The following is an 18,767-nucleotide window of genomic DNA, read 5'->3' on the forward strand; positions in this document are numbered from 1 at the left end:
TGAGCGTATGGATCCTCAAGAGGTTGGTGTATGGATATCTGAAAATATGCTGGATACCGAAGCCTGGGATCGTGCTACGGAGCAAAAACAGGTTGTGGCGGTCGTCCAGGCTGAGCGGAATCTTGCGCGTTGGTATCCCGAGATTGATCCGATGGCCGTCTCGATCGTTGCTTCTCAAACCGTTTGGGAGCTGGAGGGAGTCGATCCGGCGCTTAAATATCAAAAGCATAACGTTAAAACGGTGTCTGATAACGGAGAGTCGATCAGCTACAAGGAGGGAGAGCGCCCTGACGTAGCTCCTGACGTCCGTTCCTTGCTTGGCCCTACCGCAGACGAACTGGCTGAGGAGGAAGCTGAGGCAGTGGCACAACTGCAGTACGGAGGGGCTCTGGTATGAGTCTCTTCGGATATCCGGCAACGGTGGTGCATTGGCATGCCAAAATGGATGATTGGGGCCGTCCTCTTCCTCCGACCAGTGCCATTAAGCCGGCCAAAGTGGTAGAAGATCAACGCTTGATCCGGAATGCCCGCGGCGAGGAAATTCAGATTGCCTACGAGATTCATTTGGAAGGACCGCAAGCCGTTTCCTTCGAGGATTATTTTGAATATACCAATGAACTCGGCATGCTTGTCCGCTGCGATGTTGCCCATATCGAGGTCAAAAAATATTTGGGGACTGACAACGTAAAGAAGGTGATCATCTATGGCCGACCGCAAAGTGTTTAGCTTTAGTCTCGAAGGGATTGAGGCCATGGTCGACCGGTTGGAGCAAATGGAGAGCAATTTTGATCGTCGCCTGGAAGCCGTGTTGACCCGGCTGGCATTAAAGGTTATCGCTGATGCGAAGAGGCTTGCACCCATCGATGAAGGGGATTTGGAAGCAGCTTTAGTCGTTGGGGAAGTGAAACAGGCTCTGGCCGGCATGTACATTGATATGGGTACAAGCCCGGAAGTTGACGATTACGCCGTCGTGCAGCATGAAGGATTTCGGAAGACCAAAAGCGGTGCAATTGCCGTGATGATGCCAGGAGAAAAAACAAGGAGCAAGCCGTCACATGGTGGGTATCTCCCCGGGAAAAAGTTTCTGGAGAATGCGTTGAAAATGAATGAAGAGCTCATTTTGCAGGAACTGAAAAGTGTTTTGGAGGGAGGATAAATGCTCGCAAGTGACCTTATCGCTTACCTGACGGACGCCGGCTTCACCGTTTATCCGGATTCCAACTTCATCCCGGCCGAGCTGCCGGAAGCCAAACTTCCCTGCTTGTTCGTCTTCGGTACCGGCGGTTATGCTCCGCATGAATACGTACCGACCGAAAAGCCCACCTTCCAAGTCATTGTCAAAGGCAAATCATACAAAGCTCTGCCTGGGAACATGGCGAGAACTGAATCACTTGCCAAGCAGCTGATTAAGCACCTGCATCGGCGATCCAATTATACAGCCGGCAGCGTACACGTTTTTTCAAGTGTGGCCATTCAGTCCAGTCCGATCCCCCTCGGTCTGGATGATAAGGATCGGCCGATGTACTCAACCAATTTTATGTTTTATACGAAGGAGGAGGTATAACCATGGCAGACGTGGATAAAATTTACGCAGGTCCAGGAATCTTCACGTGGGGAGTGGACGAAGACGGCTTGCCGACAGCCGATTCAGTCGTCTTCGATCTTACACAAGGTGGTATCCGGTTCTTCACTGAGACTACCTATTTTGAGCCAACCACGGACCAGACGGGAACCGCGCCAGTGAAGTCATTATCTACCGGTACGGTAGGGAGGGTTGAATTTGATACCCCCGATACGGATTTTGACAAAGTCGTCAAATTCAATGCGAATGCATCTAAGGTGACAGATTCAAGCGATCCGGACAAAGTGAAGTATCAGGTGACGGGTTTGGCCGGCAAAGAGCTGCCACGCAAGCGGGCCATGATTCAGCCGCAAGGTGTAACGGATCCATCCCGGTTCATTTACCTCGAATCCTGCGGCATCAAATTCGATGCAAATGCCCAATTCATGCTCGACGACAACCAGAAGTTTACGATCAACGCGACGGCCTATCCGGATCTCAGTGCTACACCGCGCGGGTTGCTGTACACCTGGGGCGACATCACAGCTACGACGTAATTGATTTATTTGTAAGAGAGAGGGCATTGGCCTTCTCTCTTTTACTTTCCCTGAGAGGAATGATGAAGGATGTTTACCTTTGCGAAGAAGGACTACGTCACACTCGGCAGTAAACGAGTCACTATTCCCAAATTGACCCGTAGCCGTTTGAAAAAGCTGACGGAGCATATTGGAGCCATCGGCGATTACCTGGTAAAGCTGTTCCTGACTCCTGAAAAAGATCGTGCGGTTTTCATTGTAGCGGCCGCGGACGTTTCTATAGATGAGATTTACGAATTAACCTCTCTGCTCAGCGAGGTACCCATTGATTACCTGGACGAGCATGCGGCATTCGGAGAATGCACGGAGTTTCTCCGTTTGACCTGGGAAAAGAACGACATGAATGAAGCTTTAAAAAACTTGAACGGCCTGATTCCACCCATAGCGCAGCAGTTCATCCAAAGCATCGTCAAGCGGATGGATCGGGCCGACGATTAATTACCCAAGATGATTTTGTGCTTCGATGCTGCGCGGTACTTGGGAAAACCCAGTATGAGATCGAGCATGAATACTTTTTCGTAGACCTTCCGGGATTGCTAATGATCCAGGACGAAGTCTGGGCCAAAGAACTGCTCATGCAGATCGACATCGTTTCCTATCCCCATACCATGGACAAAAAAGCCAGGGAATCGATCATCAAGCGAATTACGAACATGCTTCCGAAGCCGCCGGCAGAACCACCAAAATCGGCAGAAGAACAGTATCAAGCGCAGCTGGCGCGGATGAAGGGACGGTGAGAATATGGCTGTAGAGGTTGGTGAATTACGGGCGCGGATGACCGCAGATGCACAAAATCTTAAGGCTGAAATCAAAGCGGTCAAAAACGAGATTGCGGGTTTAGGTGACCAAGGGAAAAAGGCTGCAGGTGACATTAAAAGCATGGATTCAGCCTTTGATCAGATAGGTGCATCCAAGGACAAAATTGCCCGGCTCACCTCCGTCCTTGACAACGTCAACGCTAAAATTGAAGTCCAGCGTAAGAAACTCAGCGAGCTGAAGCAATCCTATGAAAACACCTTCAACGAACAAAGGAGAAATAAGCTGCAGGAGCAGATCCTGAACACAGAGGCCACGCTGCTTCGGCTTACCCAAACCTCTGATCAAACATCGAAGAAGATCTGGGATTTGGAGGACAAGGCTTCGCAGGCTGCTGGCGGGTTTCAAAATTTAAACGTGGCCTTGAAAGAAATCGGACTGAGCTCCGGACAGATCGAGAAAATCAATCAAGAAATTCGAAGGGCAAATCCTGGGGCGTTGGAAACACAACTGAGGCAGGTCAGGGAACAACTCCGAATGGTCGGCCTGGATGCTAAGCATATCGATAAGATTGAAAAAGAGTTAAAGGAAGCAGCTGCTGAGGCAAAGCAGACTAAAAAAGGAATCGATGGTGTAGCCTCAGGATTGACTGCACTGGGAGCAGGCTTGGCGACCAGGCAGCTCATTCAAACCTTTAAAACCCTAGCCCAGGAAGCGCAAGATTTGGCTGTTTCCTATCAAGGCCTCTCCGAGGTTTCCAAGTCCTATCATCTCAGCACCGAGAAAACGATTGGATTAGCTGAGGAACTGTCTGATCGCTGGGGCCTGAGCCGTACGGCCATGGCAGACACTGTGAAAACCTATCTTACCGCCGGACTGACCTTAGATCAGACAAGAGAAATCATGATTGCAACCGCTGATGCTGCCGCTTATAACCGTGAAGCGCACCTGACATGGGACGAGGCCATCCGGCAGGTGGCACAAGGGGTCAAGATGGGGAACTCTGAGCTGACGGACGCTGCAGGTGTCACGACCAATTTATCCGTGATGTATGACCGGTATGCTCAATCGATTGGCACATCTGCTGCCAAGTTAACAGAGGCCCAAAAAATCCAAGCTGCATATAACGGTATCCTGCAGGAATCGGCTATGTTCGCAGGGAATGCAGACTCTGCCATGACGGGCTTTATCGGAACTCAGGCTACCTTTAATCAAACCATGGAACAAGCACGGGTAGAGCTGGGTGAAGCGTTGTTGCCGGTACTGGAAGAAGTGATGGGAACCCTGACTCCGATGATTAAAAGCTTTGTAGAATGGGCTAGCGAAAATGAGGAGGTCATTGCAGGCTTAGCTGCTGGATCTGTTTCCGTGTTGGGGTTGATAACGGTTCTAGGAACCTTGGCGGTAAGTATTGGAGCGGTTACGGCAGCGCTGAGAGCGATGAACATAGCAATGGGCCCTGTAGGATGGATTATTACTGCGCTGTCGATTGCGACAGCAGGAGTCACTGCTTACAAGTTGGCATCAGACGCTGCAGCAGGGTCCGTGCTTCAATTCGCTAAGAATCAAGAGGAACTAAACCAGCGCTTAAGCGAGTCTCCTGTTAATAGATCAGTGGAGGAATTGAAGCTACTACAGCAGGATACCGAGAAGCTGAGCGAGTTGCTGGAAGAGAGGGCTAAGGCTCAAGAGCGGGTGAACGAAGCTCAAAAGGCTATGCCAAAGCATGCTTCAGCGGGAACCCGGATTGACATTTCCCAAGAGACTATCAGAGAAATGAACGAAGCCAGAAAGGCTCTTAATGCAATCGACAAACAGCTGAGTGATATGGATTTTGAAACACCTGAAAAGGCTGCTGAAGCTTTGAAGAAAATGAAAGAAGAAGCGGAGAAGTCGATACCGGCACTTTACGAAATGGAAAAAGCCGAATTGCAAGACTTGGCCGCCAAGAACAGAAAAATCCTTGAAATGGAGCGCATGGCCGAGCGATATAAGGAATTAAATGCCGTTCAAAAGTTGGATGAATTACAGAAGGCCGAGCTTGTCCAAATTACCAATACGCTGAAAAATCAATATCCTGACCTTATTGCCAAAATGGATGAAGAGGGTCGGATACGGATAGAGAATATTGGAACGGTTGAAGATCAAATTGGCGTGGAAAAAAGCTTGCTTTCTGCAACCGTAGAAGCTACCAAAACAAAACTGGAAAATTGGAAGCAAGAAACAGCAGCTCAGAAATCTATGGTGGAAGCGCAGATCAAGAACTATCAGCAGCTTGCCGATGTCATGGGGCAGATCTCAGGGAAAATGCTAAAGATCGGGACTACGAAAGGTGAATCCACAACGAAAAGAGTAGGAGCCATATTTGCTGGTTTAGTTACCGGAGGTCTTGCTGGAAAAGCTATTGAAGAGGCAGCAGCGAGATCGGAAGAACAAAATAAGTACGCTAGCAGTGAAATCGAGATTGATCGTGCTTTGAATAATTTAACAACCGGTAATCTGGATGCATTTACGTATAATCGCGGCGGAGGTTCTGCTGGTGGACCAGAACCCAATAAACCTGGCGGTAGCAAAAAAACCGGATCAGACAAAAAAAACAAAGAGTCCAAGAATTCCGGGAAATCTGCCGCCGAAATTGCGAGGGAACGGCGCCAAGCGGCTTATGATGCAGATATGGCTACAGCTCGGTACAATGCCGAGTTTTATGATCAAAGTCCAGAGAAGCAGCTAAAGGCGTTACAGAAGATCCGAGCCGATCATAAACAGCATCTTAAAGAGAGCTTGGAGGATCAGCGGGAACTCAAACTTCAGATGAAACGCCTGCAGGAAGATAGTGCAAAATCGAACTTCGAAGCGTCGGCTACTTGGATCGACCGGCAAGAGCGTAAAATGCAGGACTCCTATAAGAGTGAAGTCCAGATCTCTCAAATGAAGGTGAACTCATGGGAGAAGGTTCGTGCCCGTTATAAAAAGGACAGTGAACTCTACAAGGCTGCTGATGAAGAGGTATACCGCGCCCGTAAGGAACTCGCCAAAGCACAGTTTGAAGCGTCTTCGGGCTGGATCAGCAAAGAAGAACGCCGAATGGAGGAAGCCTACAAGAGTGAGACAGCTTTGGCCCAGATGAAGGTTGATGCATGGACCCGGGTTCGTGATAGGTACCACAAGGACAGTGAAGAGTTCAAGAAAGCGGATGAAGAATTATACCGTGCTCGAAAGGATCTGATCCGCTCGCAGTTCTCCGACTCAGAGGAGTGGATCGCGAAGGAAGAGCGGCGCATGGAGGAAGCCGGCAAAACCGAAAATGAGATTACACAGATGAAGCTGGCTGCCTGGACTCGGGTTCGTGACCGTTACCATAAAGATTCGGATGAATTTAAACGTGCGGATGAGGAAGTATATCGGGCTCGTAAAGCATTGATTCGTGATATGAAGAAAGAGACCGAGGACTTCTTTAATATTCAGAAAAAGAGACTGGATGAATCACATAAAGCTGAACTTGAATCGATCGAATCCCTTAAGAAAGCTTACGTCGATGCTCAGAATGAAAAAATCAAAGCGATTGATGATTTAATTGCGAAAGAGCAGGAGCTTAACGTCGACGAGGACTATGAAACCCAGCTCGCCAAGAAGCTGGCTCGGCAACAAGAATTAAGCACTGCGGTATCGCCGGAAGGTCGAAAGGCTTTGGCCGACATTACGGAGGAGATCGAGCGCATGCAGCTCGAACGCAGCCGGGAACTCCGCAAGCGAGATTTGGAAGATCAGAAACAGAAACTGGTTGATGAAAAGGATGAGAAAGAGAAGGCGTACGATGACGAAAGACGGGATACGGAAGCACGTTACAACGCATTAAAGGATGCCTTTGAGAATCATAAAGACGATGTTCAATTCATCGAGAATGCAATCAAAGATTTCAGGATTGGCGCCAACGAAACGGCCAATCAACAAATCCTGAATGACCTCGATCAATTTGTCTCTGCTTACAATGCGAAGCTGTCCCATATCGCCAAGGTGTCAGAGCCCTCCATCGCTTCAAATGCTAATTTACAGGAGTATAACGCGAACAAGAATGCATGGTCTGCAGCCAAAACCCGTGGAGATACGGCGGAGATGGCTCGGCTGACAGCTCGAAATGAAGAGCTTCGCAAGATGTATGGCATTGAAAAGGATACAGGCAAGCTTCAGGCATTTAAAGATGGAGGGATCGTGCAAGGGCGTTCCGGAGATGCGGTGCCGGTCATAGCTCATGCAGGCGAAATGTACTTGAACGAGTCACAGCAGAGTACGCTCTGGAAACTGATCAGCGGGCAAGCTGCAGTACCTACGGCAAGTAAAACCGATCCGGTGGTTATGCAGACGGTGAATCATATCGACATGTCCATTGAACATGTGGAGGTTCAGGACCAGGCAGATGCTAAAATTCTTTATACTGAACGTGAACGGACATTTCGGCGCCTAGCAACAACTGGAGGTGGAAAGTAGGTGGACGTCTCAGTTAATGGAGAATGGATCTCGAGAACAGGCGCAGTGTTGGTCCGCCGGTATATCCCTGGACTGCCGGAAGCAACGGAGCATACCGTTGAGATCGCCGAGCGGGATGGAGAAATTGATTTTGGAACTACGTACGGAGCCCGGCCTGTTGGCCTGGCTTTTTTTATTACTGGCGATTATGACACCACGGTTTCGCTGCTCATGAGACAATTCAATACGCGCCGCGGTGTTTTGGATCTTGTTTTTTCTGATCGGCCCAGTAAACACTATTTTGCTCAATATCGTGGAACGATGGGATGGGACGAATCGACGGGGAACAGGGTGATTGATATTCCTTTGAAGATGTATAATCCCTTTCCAGAAAGTGATGAAAAGATTACGGAATTGAATATCACTCGGTCGCAGCAGGTGATATCTGTCCAATCTCTTGGCGATGAGAGGGCCAGCCCCGTTATCGTACTAACCAATGTCGGAACGACTACACTGCAGAACTTTAAAATTCGCAATGAATACCTCATGGAAGGATGAATGAAGGATGAACATGTCCAACTATTTGGCTTCGGAGCTGCTGAACCAGGTATTTCGCAATACGGCCTATACCAGGCCGTCGAAAGTTTTCTTGGCACTGTATACCAGCAATCCCACGGCAGCTGACACCGGGCAGGAAGTGAGTAGTGGTGGATACGCCCGTCAGGAAGTAACGTTCGGCGCGCCGACAAGCGAGAATTATACTATTTCTCACCCGACCACGGGCCAACAGGTGACGGTCACCAAACCGACGATTAAGAATAATGCAGATATTGCTATGCCCACGGCGACAGCCGACTGGGGGCAGGTATCCCATATCGGCCTTCGTGATGCTGCCACTGGCGGGAATCTGCTGTACTTTGGAGCATTGGAGACACCGCGCAGTATCCTGTCCAACGACATTTTTAAAATGCTGACCGGTCAAATTGTATGTACTTTAGCGTAAGGAGGGCTTTGTAATGAAGACAATGTATCCAGCCCAGACAAATAGCCCGGGTACCGAGCTAGCAATGGCAGTTGATGACGTGCAAAGCGTAATTCAAGTCGTCGATGGATCCATCCTTCCGGCTGCCCCCAACTTACTTACAATAGGAACGGATGAAGCTGCTGAGACAATTATGTATACAGGAAAAAGCGGCAATGAACTTACGAATGTGACAAGGGGGTTCCAGGGAACAGCGCAGTCTTGGGTGGCGGGAACAAAGGTCGCTCGCTACTTTACAGCATACGACCATAATTCAACAGTCGATAACATTGAAAAACTTTCATATGGAGTTAACGGATTAAGTAGTCGTCTAGATACAGAGCATAGGAAAGACGTCGTTCTTAGCGCAGGTGTGCAGATCCTTAATGCAGAAAGGGAAGCACCTTTTTCACTAAGCAGTATTAAAGGACAGATGCTGGTAAATTTACTGGGTCGTGCAGGCCGCTTTACAGATCTGTCTGAGGTGTCCAGTTACGGGAATCACAGCGCGTCTCTTTCTTCAAACTATAGAGTAGACGGGGACAATTCTTTGAAAATTGTGACTACAGGTGCAGGAGGCAGTAACAATTTTGTTCGTGTGACTGATACTGCATTTGAAGATGGTTCAAATTATATTATTATGCTTAACGCTAAAGCGGATACTTCTACCCAACTACATGGTGAATTATACGGGACTCGTGGCAACGTGCTTAACTGTGACATTACTGCTTCCTGGAAAACAGTAGTACTCAGATGTGTTGGCCGGGATGGGGGCGGGGGCTTACACTTATGGAACAATAACGCTACATCCAACATCTTATACCTGGATGGGATTCGGATTTACAAAGTTTCCAATGATGACTATGTAGCTCCGGACGCTTATTTAATTGCAAAGTATCCATACGTCGACAGTGCTCAACCTGTTAAGAATCCATACGCGATCCGATACGGGAAGAATCTGCTACCACCGTTTTATGAGTGGAGCACCTACGGCAGTGGATGTACGGTAGTAACTCCTTATACGGGTGTTATCAAAGCAACGGCAATTAACTTTGCTTTTGGGTATAAGATACCTTGCGTTCCTAATGAAATATATACTTTCTCGGCTCAGCATAACGGTGCAATGGCTCTCCAGACAATGGATGAAAAAGGTGCTTTGCTGAATAACAGCGGTTATCAGCTAACTCAGAAGTTGAGCGTAACGACTACAGCCTCCGATAAATTTATACACGTTTTGTTAGGCAATGCATCATTAGGAAACGGTGACTATAAGTTTAATAGCCCAATGCTTACAATCGGAACCGAAGACCAACCATTTAAATCCCGTGAAGACGCCATGCTCGCGCTACAGACAGACCTTTATGCCGATCCCGTTACAGGAGAGTCTGCTGACGAACTATTCGAAAAAGATGGTCAGTATTATAAGCTGGCAAAATGGAAGAATGTTGTTATGGATGGGCAACTTGCGTGGGCGTTTAGTTCTTCCGAAACCGGTCATAAAGTAGTTTATTTTCACTTGGCCGCACCATACAATCCAGCAACCTGGAATCCTACAGGGGTTAAATTTGATGGTCAAATTTTAAAGCGTGTAGCAACCGGTCCAGATAAACTTAACGGCAGCACTTCCGATACAAAATTGATATTAATCAGTGTGTCCAACTCGGACAGCGGATGGGGAGATAACTATACGCCAACAGCCGGTGAGATAAAAGCATATTTTATGGGCTGGAAGATGTTTGATGCTTCTACCTTTACAGGGGTAGAAGCCGCGGCCATTTATAACGGCACGGGTACAAAAAGATGGGTCAAGCAAAAAATAAAAACCCAAGCGTCTAATGTTCTTCCGGTATCATCATACTTTGAGTGGACGCCTTACCAGCTCGTGTATCAGCTTGCTACACCGTCAGCCGAACCAGTCATTTTTGAGGGGATGGTAACTTTTCATGAAGGAGATAACCAGATCGAGGTGGGGACTGGTATTGTGCTGAGGGAGAGTGTGAAACCCTTCAAGTCCCCGGTCAGCCCCAATTTTTATTACCTTCATTCGAGAGGAGCGGGAGTTCGGTTAGCTTACGATGTTGGTAAAATAATGGCACTATACAAAAACAATAAACCGGATAGAACTTGGAACGTGTACAATAGCGATTATTCTCTTGATTACGGGGTTCAAAATGCTGAGCTTAGAGCTGAATTTAACGACGTTTCAGCAGCGTATTCTGCTTCTTACTTAATGCTCAACAAATCGCCTATCGTTCCGTTTATGGGAACTTGTGCGGCAAACGAAAAGGCGATGTTCCAAGATCTCACCGACGCCATACAGCAGAATGCTGCCGCTGTATCCGTTCTAATGAATATAAAAGCGGATAAAGAGGCTCCCGGGTGGATTGTGCCAACGCTACTTAATGGATGGGTATATTTTGGCGGAGGTGCAACCCCTGCCTACTTTAAAGATAATAACGGATTTGTCCATCTAAGAGGTCGACTTAAAGCGGGAGCGATTGCATCAGTGATGTTTGTCCTCCCCAAGGGATACCGTCCTGCCCAGCCACTTTTCCTTGTTGCCAGAGCTTATACGTCTACTAATACAACGACTACATGCGTAATCGATACCGATGGAATAGTATACGTTACTGATTACAACAGTGAAATCAATATCGATGGTCTAACGTTCTTAGCCGACCAATAAAGGGAGGTAAAATATGAAAGCCGTACCCAAAGTAAGTACTGACTGTCTCTATATTGAGGATGTGATTGCGGATGATGCCTTTACCGGTGTCGTCCCTATTTATACCCCAATTAATCCAAAGCCGCCCGCGGATCCGGCGCAGAACCTGACAGAGGATGAGGAATTGGAAAAATCTACAGAGACAGAAATCGCAGGCTATATCGTCGGAGTACCTCTTGCGCCTGGGTTCTTTCGTCCGCGCTTCGACATAGTTGCATGGCAAGCATATCAAGACGATCTGATTGCCGAGGAAAAAAAGTACTCAGCGGCTTACTCGGAATGGGCATCACTTCCTGAAGAAGAACGAGGCGAGCCACCGCAGCAAACCCTTCCTGAACTGCCGAATTTATGGATTGAAGGATTAACGCCGGAGGAGATAGAGGAGATAACGCGACCACAGCCTGAGGAGCCAACGGAGGTGGAATTACTCTCGGCTAAGCTGGAGGAAATCCGACAGCAAAACGCAGGACAACAGGAAGCAATTGAGAACTCAGAGTTAGGGATAGAGGAATTAATGACTGCCAACACAGAGCAATTGCAGACCATATTGGCGCTGGGTTCCGAACAGGTCAAACAGGACCTGTCTACCTTGGATCTTAAACAGCAGAATGATGTCATTGGTGGAGAGCTTGTTAAAAAGGATATTTCAATTCTGGATCTTTTCATGCAAAATCAAGTGCTGGGTCAGATGCTGGCAGCACTGGAATTGAAATTATTAGCTAATGGAACAGGAGGAGAGTCGGATGTTCAACAGTGATTTTGAAAGGTTGTCCTATTACTACGAGAAGAAATGGGTGTCCGATGTTCAGCTTCGGCTTTACGTTCAATTTAATGTAATCTCCACGGCGGAATTTAAGGTAATCACTGGAAAAGAATATAAGGGTTGATTCTTGACCGGATAGGAGGGGTGTATGTTCGGAGGACCATTTAACCGGCTGCCGTTTAATCGTCCCGTGACAATGTTTGTATTTGGTCGGGCTGTCCTCAGTGGGTGCGCGGAGATTATGGTTACTTCCTCAGTCGAGATCACCGGTCAAGCACTGATGAATGGAGAAGGAAGGATGGCCGCCGACTTCACTCGTGAAATTTCCTTTGGAGCTCAGATGGACGCGGACAGCGGGATGAGCATCGGTTTTGTCCGGGAGCGACTGCAGCAAGCCATCATGCACGGTATTTCGTCTCTACATGGAAAGGCAAGCCGGTACCATGTTGATGAAATCGAATTTACTGGTCTTTTCGTTCCCGGTGACATCATAGTCATCGACAGCCAGAAGTTCAAGATCACAAAGAACGGGGAAAATGCCTCTCATTTATATAATGGTAATTTCTTCGATCTGAACCTGGGGACGAACAATCTCACCTGGACGGATCCGGCGACGGGACGGACCATCCTATTTCGAATCACTCACCGGGACAAGTTTTTGTATTAGGAGGCGATCTATTGCCTAACCCAACATTACAAGTGTTTGACAAGAACCTGCAGCGAACCGGCACATTGATTGACGCTTATGGTATCGAACGTCGAAGACGGCTCAATTCCGATTATGAGCTGTCTTTTTTTGTGCCTATGAGCAGCGAGGATTATGTTGAAAAGATTCAAATTAAGGGCCATATCAAAGATGAGCAAGGGCAATATTACGTGATTAACACAAGTCAGCGGCAGCGGGATAAGAAGAAGCTGACGGCGCAAATCACTTGCACGCATGTCATGTTCAAACTGAACGATTATAAGGTGCCTTATAATGAATATATCGATGAGGCTTACGGGATCCACATCTCGATGCTGCTGAACAAGATCAGTATGTGGACCGGTGGCCGTTTCACATTCCAACTGCATGATACCTTCGACCTCTGGGATATAAAAGACTTCGGCCGGACGACAGCTCTTGCTGCACTTAATCAGGTAATCAACACATATAAAGCGGAGATCCGGCCGGATAACTTTGTGATTCATATCCATAAGAAGATCGGTTATCAAAGTGATCGCTACGAATATCGAACGAAGAAAAATATCATCGCCGATTCATTTAAAGACGATAGTACCAACCTTGTAACCCGGATGTATGCTCACATGAAAGATGGTCGAACCTGGATTGGAATGTCTGCAGATAACCTGACTGCAGATGAACGAAGCCTCCTGCAGTCAGTACCCGATGCTATCCAGAATGGGAAGGTCATGGTCAATTACCTGCTGTCCCCATACGTCAATTATTGGGGCAGTAATTCGGTACCGTACTTCGATGGGGAAAACATCCAGCAGAACATTGAGGATCCGGTGGAGTTGTTAAAGTCCACGCGGGAAGAGCTGCGGAAGAAGGAAATGCCGGAGCTTGAGGTAAACTTAACTGCGGCGGACCTGCATAAGATCGACCGTGAGGAGTCTTCGCCGGACCTTGGAGATGCCGCAACCGTATTTGATCCACAGTTGGGCTTGCAGCGGATTGCTGTCCGTATCGTGGAGCTGTCGGAATATCCGTATTCGATTGATCAGCATTCCAAAGTGACGCTGGCTAACTTTGCACTGAAAGATGACATCGATCTGATTGCGGACCTTGAGCGATCCCGGAAGGTCATGGATAACCTGCTTTCCGGAGGCCGGATTCGGACAGAAGCTTTTGAAGCTGCAGCCAGGCAGGCGATCGTGGACATCAATAACAGCAAGACGGAACTGATTTATCCGCCAGAAGGTGGCATTCTGGCTCAGGAGAAGACAAATCCACTGGAGCAGGTCCGCCTTACATCTAAAGGTTTAGGGATCTCCACAGACGGCTGGCGAACGGTGCGATCAGCTATAACGGCCCGCGGCATCCTGGCGGAAACAATTATCGGCCAGCTCGGAAGCTTCGTATCCATGTTGATTGGCAGCGGCAATAACATAACTCAGATTAATACCAATGGCATTGCTGCAGGGCATGCAAACTTTAACAGCGCTCCTTTTCGTGTGGACATGCAGGGGAATGTGGTAGCAAATCGGCTGACTGCAAATTCGGCGAATATCTATTCCTCGAACTTTATGAATGGGGCCATCTTAGGGTCATCTATAAATGTGGGGAACGGGATGTTCACGGTTAGCTCAGGTGGACACATGGTTTCAGAGAGCGGTGAATTCAGAGGCAACATTAGAGCATCTACTTTTGATGGAGGAACAATTACAGGCGCACTAATTCGTACAGCCGTAAGTGGTCGGCGCATAGAGCAAGATGCCGGGGGGCTGAGAACTTACGATGGTAATGGACGTAATCGGATATTGATAAACACTGGGTCTGACAGCGGTGTAGCTGCTATTGTGTTCAATGGAGCAAGTGGTGGTTACGCCGGTGAGATCAACTCGTACCAAGATGGTGGATTGACTGTCTTCAGCAATAATATTACCATCGGCTCTAATAATACAGCTAACCCAATCAGGATGCAGGGCGCGGCTACTTTTGCGGGTCCAGTTCAATTTAGGAGTATTGTCAGCGGTCTTTCTCTTGGAATTAGTGATATTTCAAGCCTTAGATTGCAATTGGATTTACTTCAATCGCAAATCGATTACTTACGAAACTCCTACAACTCCCATTCGCATTCCGTATACATTCCAAGTCACAACCACGGCAATCCTCAGAACCAGAATTGGGGTGACAGATCGTTTACGACATCAGCTCCATGATGATAGGATAGGAATATCATACCAGTAAATACATGGAGGTAATGTCTATGAAAAAGTCAGCATACGTGATTGGAGGTATATTGATTGGGTTCGTATTCGCAACGTCTACGGGGGCATTCGCCGATTCAGTAAAGTCTCTTATAGGAAAGAAAGTAACAGGTGAGTACACGGTTATAGTTAACGGGGAAATGATTGCGGACAAAGGTGGGATCATTGATGGTCGTGCTAACGTTCCGATTCGAGGCATCTCCGAAGCATTGGAGGCGGATATTACAGTGAAAGGAAAGACGATCACGGTAACAACATCAAAAGCAAAAACTACGGACATCTCGCCCGCCAAACCAACATCAAGCAGCGGGAATAAGTATGCTGGTAGTTCTAAAGAAAGTCTAGAAGAATTGAAGCAAAGTATTGAAAAAAACAGGATTAAACCAGCAGTTGAAGAAAGAGAACATATTCTTCAGGAAATTGAAATACTTAAAAAACCTGATGCTTTCGGTCAATCAGCACCCAATCTTGAGGTTAAACAAAAACAACTGGCTGAGTACGACGAGATTATCAGAAAAGCCACAGAGGAACTAGGTCTGGTCGAGGAAGCCCTTGCAGCAATTAGATAACTATCATTCAAAAGAGTCCGGTAACCCTGGGCTCTTTTTTATTCCCTGAAAGGAGGTGAGCACTTGGCCATCGTTACAAGAATTGATGTTTCACTTGATTTGAATCAACCCGTTCGCGAGATCGCAGATGTAATTTCCTTAATTATTAACTCACATCCAGGACAACAACTGGCGATTTTAAAACAAGTCGATGAGGAGATCGGAGCGGCACTTGCGAAGTTGGAACGCGAAGCGGTGAAGGACGATCAAGATGCAGCGGGTCTGGACAAAAATTCAGAATCTTAATGGGGTCTATAACATGCTAATTCAAGGGGGAAGAAGGGTGGATATGAATGTGATGGTGACACTAATTGGTGCCATCTGTGCGATCAGCGGCATGCTGCTCGGGTGGATCGGTAGGACCAAGGCCTTCAAAGATGAAGTTGCTCAAGAGGCAACAGCCGATGCTTCGCTGCATTCGGATGTAGCTTATATCAAGACGGGAATTCTGGACATTCGTGTGGATCTGAGAGACTTAGGTAGACGTATGGATGACTTCTCTGAGCGCCTGACTCGAGTCGAAGAGTCGACAAAGCAAGCACACAAGCGGATTGACCGAATTGAAGAATAGAACAATGAGAGGATGATTGAAAATGGAATGGAGTATGATTTTTGAATTGATTGATCCACGGCTGCTGATTGTTGTCGCCGCATGCTGGGTGATTGGAGCTATTTTAAAGAAAACCCCGAAGGTACCGGACTGGTCCATTGTTTATATTGTTTTGGGTTTGGCTGTCCTTTTTACCATTGGTGTCATTGGCTGGAGCGTGGAATCAGTGATTCAAGGCATTCTTGCAGGTGCCTTTGCCGTGTTTGGTCATCAGGTCGTTAAACAAACCAAGATCGGAGTTGACCACGAATGAAGAAGGTATGGATCGATGCAGGTCATGGCGGTAAAGACCCAGGGGCAGTGGCAAATGGATTGCGAGAAAAAGACATCGTGTTAAAAATTGCATTGGGCGTCAAAAAGCAGCTGGAAGCTGAGTATGAAGGAGTTCAGGTGCTGATGTCACGAGGGAGTGATGTCTTCCTCGAGCTTTCAGAACGGACAGCAGCAGCTAATAAGGCTGGAGCTGATATTCTGGTATCTATCCACTGTAATGCAGGTGGAGGAGCCGGTGGCTTTGAAAGCTTCAGATACACGAATGCCCTCTCTGAATCTGTAAGCTTCCAGAGTTTACTTCATCAGGAGATCATGGCGGCACTAAAGCCGTATGGCATCACTGATCGTGGGCAGAAGTCTAAGAACCTGCACATGGTCCGAGAAAGTAAGATGCCGGCTGTCCTGACCGAAAACCTGTTTGTTGATGTTGCCAAGGATGCAGGCCTGATGGAACGACAGGAAATTATTGTCGCATTGATTGCAGGGCATGTCGTAGGGATAGCGAAGCATTTGGATCTCAAGAAAAAGGAGGGATCAGCAGTGGCCAAGACAGAACGTAATATCAATGTCGTGAGCCCATGGGCTGCATCAGTATGGAAGGCAATGACTGAGCAGGGTTACGTGGATGGTAGCCGTCCAGGTGCGCCAATCACACGTGAGGAGATGGCCGTAATTATAGGTCGTCTTAAGAAAAACTTGCAGAAATAAAGCTGAAAATTGCTAGTACAGTCCACTAATCAATCCAAATAGATCATACTCAAAACTAAGATTAATGGTAACATCCTGATGTAATACTAGCATTTATAGAAGGAACCTCACCGATTAAAGTTAAAGGGGTTCCTTTTTTTGTACGATAACCAGCTAGCTTGTAGAAACAAAACTAACATCCATCAATTACGAAGCCTAAATCCTTTGTGAGTAGAGTATTACTTATTACTCAATCCGCTCACAGAAACAAACTTGGTAACTTAAGGTTATTTCTTAAATAATAATAATAATGGTAAATTATAACTTTACAAATTATTAATAATTTAATAAAATATTTATGAAATACATATTATATGAAATGGAGATGGTCAGTTTGAAGAGGATTTTATCGTTGATTTTATCAGTAGCTTTGGTTTTTTCTGTTCTTACACCTGGGGTATTTGCAGCAGATGATACAATTAATACTAGTGAAAAGCGCTGGATTTCGAGCAAATATGAAGAGGTATTGAATGGAGATGGTTGGGAGAAAAAAATTAATTTAAAAATATTTGATAATAGCACTGGAGCTGAAATACAATTACATATACCGGCTATAAATAGTAGTGATGTAAACGAGGAATTATTCAGGACAAATCTACCTGGAAATTTAGAAATATTAGATTTTGATGTGGAAATTAATCCTAACTATGTGAAAGTTGAGTCCGATTATTCAATCTTCGCAGTTGATACCTTATTTGATATCGGAGCTTTCACAATATCCATAAATGAATACATTAGTAATCCTTCCTTTTGGAGTGGTGTATCTGTAGTATTGGATGGTTTAGCTTTAGCACTACCTTTTGTTCCAGCAGTTGGAAATTTGACTGTAAGTGCCATTAAATCAAGTGCAAGAATGACAACTGCAGTTGAAAAAGGAATAAAGCCATACAATACTCTAAGTAGAGAACTTTCAGGAAGTGGGTTACATGCTCATCATATTATGCCTCAGAAATTTGCTAATAATTTCAACGTAAATCCTAGTGAAATGTTCTCTATTGCTGTAGACCCAACAACACACACAGCGATTACTGCACGTTTTAATTCATTTTTTCCAGGGCCAGCTTCTAGTTATACAAGTACATATGTAAAGAATAACACTAAATACTTGTACCAGCAGATGTACTTAGAAACCAATGATTATTTTTTTAAATTCATGGCAGATTTTATTGAGGTAGGGCAGTTTGCACCAAGAAAGTAAATGTCAAAAAGATATAAGGGGATCGTGATTGTGTTTATGATTAGAGAGTTTATAAATCAGTTTAATAAAAAGTTTCCCGATGTTGATAGATTTGAGCTCAGAAACTATGAAGACATTTCAGTTATAGAAGACAGCTTAGGGGTGAATTTACCATCTTCATTACTTACTTTTCTAACTGAGTTTTCAAATGGTATATTTCTACTCGATATTGAACCAATTGGTGGGGTTTCTAATGAATCACCTTGTGGGAGGTTATGCCAAACCAAAGTGATTCTGCCTGATTTGCCTGATCAAATCTTGATTCGTGAGACGGGTGAGCTGATCGACTCAAATCGTCTTATATCCTTAACCATGTTCGATGCTGGAGAAAGTTCAAATCATCATTGGGTCTTTATCTGTGAGGATGGAATTTATAATCATGAGTATAGACTAGGGTTCATTAGCCAGGCTACTAATGTCATTGTCAAAACTTTACCAAACTTTGAAGAATGGTTAACAGTATTTTGGAACA

General features: G+C 46.3%; 22 protein-coding genes. All 22 read left to right on the plus strand.

The window, feature by feature from the left end:
- The first annotated feature begins 7 nt into the window (after nucleotides 1-7).
- Nucleotides 8-397, plus strand: a complete 390-nt coding sequence (locus JJQ72_RS02260; RefSeq protein WP_208202594.1) for a hypothetical protein — start codon at nucleotides 8-10, stop codon at nucleotides 395-397.
- Nucleotides 394-726, plus strand: coding sequence for a hypothetical protein (locus JJQ72_RS02265; RefSeq protein ID WP_208202595.1), 333 nt, complete (start codon nucleotides 394-396; stop codon nucleotides 724-726). The genes JJQ72_RS02260 and JJQ72_RS02265 overlap by 4 nt, the downstream gene beginning before the upstream one ends.
- Entirely contained in the window at nucleotides 704-1,156 is a 453-nt protein-coding gene (locus JJQ72_RS02270; RefSeq protein WP_208202596.1) for an HK97 gp10 family phage protein, read from the plus strand. The genes JJQ72_RS02265 and JJQ72_RS02270 overlap by 23 nt, the downstream gene beginning before the upstream one ends.
- On the plus strand, nucleotides 1,157-1,564 hold the full coding sequence (locus JJQ72_RS02275; RefSeq protein WP_208202597.1) for a minor capsid protein: 408 nt from the start codon (nucleotides 1,157-1,159) through the stop codon (nucleotides 1,562-1,564).
- Nucleotides 1,565-1,566: 2 nt separating this feature from the next.
- Nucleotides 1,567-2,118: a hypothetical protein gene (locus JJQ72_RS02280; protein ID WP_208202598.1), complete on the plus strand. Its 552-nt coding sequence runs from the start codon at nucleotides 1,567-1,569 to the stop codon at nucleotides 2,116-2,118.
- Between the two features lie 69 nt (nucleotides 2,119-2,187).
- Nucleotides 2,188-2,595 carry a hypothetical protein gene (locus JJQ72_RS02285; RefSeq protein WP_208202599.1) on the plus strand — a complete coding sequence of 136 codons (408 nt, stop codon included), beginning with the start codon at nucleotides 2,188-2,190 and terminating at the stop codon, nucleotides 2,593-2,595.
- Between the two features lie 101 nt (nucleotides 2,596-2,696).
- A complete protein-coding gene (locus JJQ72_RS02290; RefSeq protein ID WP_243895802.1) occupies nucleotides 2,697-2,894 on the plus strand; it encodes a hypothetical protein in 198 nt (65 codons plus the stop codon).
- A 4-nt stretch (nucleotides 2,895-2,898) separates the two neighbouring features.
- Nucleotides 2,899-7,398, plus strand: a complete 4,500-nt coding sequence (locus tag JJQ72_RS02295) for a hypothetical protein (RefSeq protein WP_208202601.1) — start codon at nucleotides 2,899-2,901, stop codon at nucleotides 7,396-7,398.
- On the plus strand, nucleotides 7,399-7,935 hold the full coding sequence (locus JJQ72_RS02300) for a phage tail domain-containing protein (protein WP_208202602.1): 537 nt from the start codon (nucleotides 7,399-7,401) through the stop codon (nucleotides 7,933-7,935).
- A 7-nt stretch (nucleotides 7,936-7,942) separates the two neighbouring features.
- The gene (locus JJQ72_RS02305) at nucleotides 7,943-8,380 is read left to right on the plus strand and encodes a phage tail fiber protein (RefSeq protein WP_208202603.1); all 438 of its coding nucleotides are present in this window, start codon (nucleotides 7,943-7,945) and stop codon (nucleotides 8,378-8,380) included.
- Nucleotides 8,381-8,393: 13 nt separating this feature from the next.
- Nucleotides 8,394-11,084: a hypothetical protein gene (locus tag JJQ72_RS02310; RefSeq protein WP_208202604.1), complete on the plus strand. Its 2,691-nt coding sequence runs from the start codon at nucleotides 8,394-8,396 to the stop codon at nucleotides 11,082-11,084.
- Between the two features lie 13 nt (nucleotides 11,085-11,097).
- Nucleotides 11,098-11,880: a hypothetical protein gene (locus JJQ72_RS02315; protein ID WP_208202605.1), complete on the plus strand. Its 783-nt coding sequence runs from the start codon at nucleotides 11,098-11,100 to the stop codon at nucleotides 11,878-11,880.
- The gene (locus JJQ72_RS02320) at nucleotides 11,867-12,010 is read left to right on the plus strand and encodes an XkdX family protein (RefSeq protein WP_208202606.1); all 144 of its coding nucleotides are present in this window, start codon (nucleotides 11,867-11,869) and stop codon (nucleotides 12,008-12,010) included. Before JJQ72_RS02315 ends, JJQ72_RS02320 begins: the two co-directional genes overlap by 14 nt.
- A 24-nt stretch (nucleotides 12,011-12,034) precedes the next feature.
- The gene (locus JJQ72_RS02325; RefSeq protein ID WP_208202607.1) at nucleotides 12,035-12,553 is read left to right on the plus strand and encodes a phage distal tail protein; all 519 of its coding nucleotides are present in this window, start codon (nucleotides 12,035-12,037) and stop codon (nucleotides 12,551-12,553) included.
- An 11-nt stretch (nucleotides 12,554-12,564) separates the two neighbouring features.
- A complete protein-coding gene (locus JJQ72_RS02330) occupies nucleotides 12,565-14,772 on the plus strand; it encodes a phage tail protein (RefSeq protein ID WP_208202608.1) in 2,208 nt (735 codons plus the stop codon).
- A gap of 47 nt (nucleotides 14,773-14,819) precedes the next feature.
- The gene (locus JJQ72_RS02335) at nucleotides 14,820-15,389 is read left to right on the plus strand and encodes a stalk domain-containing protein (protein WP_208202609.1); all 570 of its coding nucleotides are present in this window, start codon (nucleotides 14,820-14,822) and stop codon (nucleotides 15,387-15,389) included.
- A gap of 63 nt (nucleotides 15,390-15,452) precedes the next feature.
- A complete protein-coding gene (locus JJQ72_RS02340; RefSeq protein ID WP_208202610.1) occupies nucleotides 15,453-15,674 on the plus strand; it encodes a hypothetical protein in 222 nt (73 codons plus the stop codon).
- Between the two features lie 13 nt (nucleotides 15,675-15,687).
- A complete protein-coding gene (locus JJQ72_RS02345) occupies nucleotides 15,688-15,999 on the plus strand; it encodes a hypothetical protein (RefSeq protein WP_243895803.1) in 312 nt (103 codons plus the stop codon).
- A 22-nt stretch (nucleotides 16,000-16,021) separates the two neighbouring features.
- Nucleotides 16,022-16,291: a phage holin family protein gene (locus tag JJQ72_RS02350; protein ID WP_208202611.1), complete on the plus strand. Its 270-nt coding sequence runs from the start codon at nucleotides 16,022-16,024 to the stop codon at nucleotides 16,289-16,291.
- Nucleotides 16,288-17,019, plus strand: a complete 732-nt coding sequence (locus JJQ72_RS02355) for an N-acetylmuramoyl-L-alanine amidase (RefSeq protein ID WP_208202612.1) — start codon at nucleotides 16,288-16,290, stop codon at nucleotides 17,017-17,019. Before JJQ72_RS02350 ends, JJQ72_RS02355 begins: the two co-directional genes overlap by 4 nt.
- Nucleotides 17,020-17,410: 391 nt before the next feature.
- Complete coding sequence (locus tag JJQ72_RS02360; RefSeq protein ID WP_208202613.1) at nucleotides 17,411-18,256, plus strand: hypothetical protein; 846 nt, start codon at nucleotides 17,411-17,413, stop codon at nucleotides 18,254-18,256.
- Between the two features lie 36 nt (nucleotides 18,257-18,292).
- A partial coding sequence (locus tag JJQ72_RS02365) for an SMI1/KNR4 family protein (RefSeq protein WP_243895833.1) occupies nucleotides 18,293-18,767 on the plus strand: 475 nt, incomplete at its 3' end.

This window comes from Paenibacillus sp. F411, assembly GCF_017582705.1.
GTDB classification, from domain to species: domain Bacteria; phylum Bacillota; class Bacilli; order Paenibacillales; family Paenibacillaceae; genus Paenibacillus_AQ; species Paenibacillus_AQ algicola.

Coding starts and splice junctions, on each gene's coding strand:
- JJQ72_RS02315 (WP_208202605.1), top strand. CDS start 11,098: ATGAAAGCCGTACCCAAAGTAAGTACTGACTGTCTCTATATTGAGGAT.
- JJQ72_RS02310 (WP_208202604.1), top strand. CDS start 8,394: ATGAAGACAATGTATCCAGCCCAGACAAATAGCCCGGGTACCGAGCTA.
- JJQ72_RS02355 (WP_208202612.1), top strand. CDS start 16,288: ATGAAGAAGGTATGGATCGATGCAGGTCATGGCGGTAAAGACCCAGGG.
- JJQ72_RS02260 (WP_208202594.1), top strand. CDS start 8: ATGGATCCTCAAGAGGTTGGTGTATGGATATCTGAAAATATGCTGGAT.
- JJQ72_RS02350 (WP_208202611.1), top strand. CDS start 16,022: ATGGAATGGAGTATGATTTTTGAATTGATTGATCCACGGCTGCTGATT.
- JJQ72_RS02285 (WP_208202599.1), top strand. CDS start 2,188: ATGTTTACCTTTGCGAAGAAGGACTACGTCACACTCGGCAGTAAACGA.
- JJQ72_RS02265 (WP_208202595.1), top strand. CDS start 394: ATGAGTCTCTTCGGATATCCGGCAACGGTGGTGCATTGGCATGCCAAA.
- JJQ72_RS02295 (WP_208202601.1), top strand. CDS start 2,899: ATGGCTGTAGAGGTTGGTGAATTACGGGCGCGGATGACCGCAGATGCA.
- JJQ72_RS02345 (WP_243895803.1), top strand. CDS start 15,688: ATGCTAATTCAAGGGGGAAGAAGGGTGGATATGAATGTGATGGTGACA.
- JJQ72_RS02280 (WP_208202598.1), top strand. CDS start 1,567: ATGGCAGACGTGGATAAAATTTACGCAGGTCCAGGAATCTTCACGTGG.
- JJQ72_RS02305 (WP_208202603.1), top strand. CDS start 7,943: ATGAACATGTCCAACTATTTGGCTTCGGAGCTGCTGAACCAGGTATTT.
- JJQ72_RS02290 (WP_243895802.1), top strand. CDS start 2,697: ATGATCCAGGACGAAGTCTGGGCCAAAGAACTGCTCATGCAGATCGAC.
- JJQ72_RS02320 (WP_208202606.1), top strand. CDS start 11,867: ATGTTCAACAGTGATTTTGAAAGGTTGTCCTATTACTACGAGAAGAAA.
- JJQ72_RS02270 (WP_208202596.1), top strand. CDS start 704: ATGGCCGACCGCAAAGTGTTTAGCTTTAGTCTCGAAGGGATTGAGGCC.
- JJQ72_RS02275 (WP_208202597.1), top strand. CDS start 1,157: ATGCTCGCAAGTGACCTTATCGCTTACCTGACGGACGCCGGCTTCACC.
- JJQ72_RS02325 (WP_208202607.1), top strand. CDS start 12,035: ATGTTCGGAGGACCATTTAACCGGCTGCCGTTTAATCGTCCCGTGACA.
- JJQ72_RS02335 (WP_208202609.1), top strand. CDS start 14,820: ATGAAAAAGTCAGCATACGTGATTGGAGGTATATTGATTGGGTTCGTA.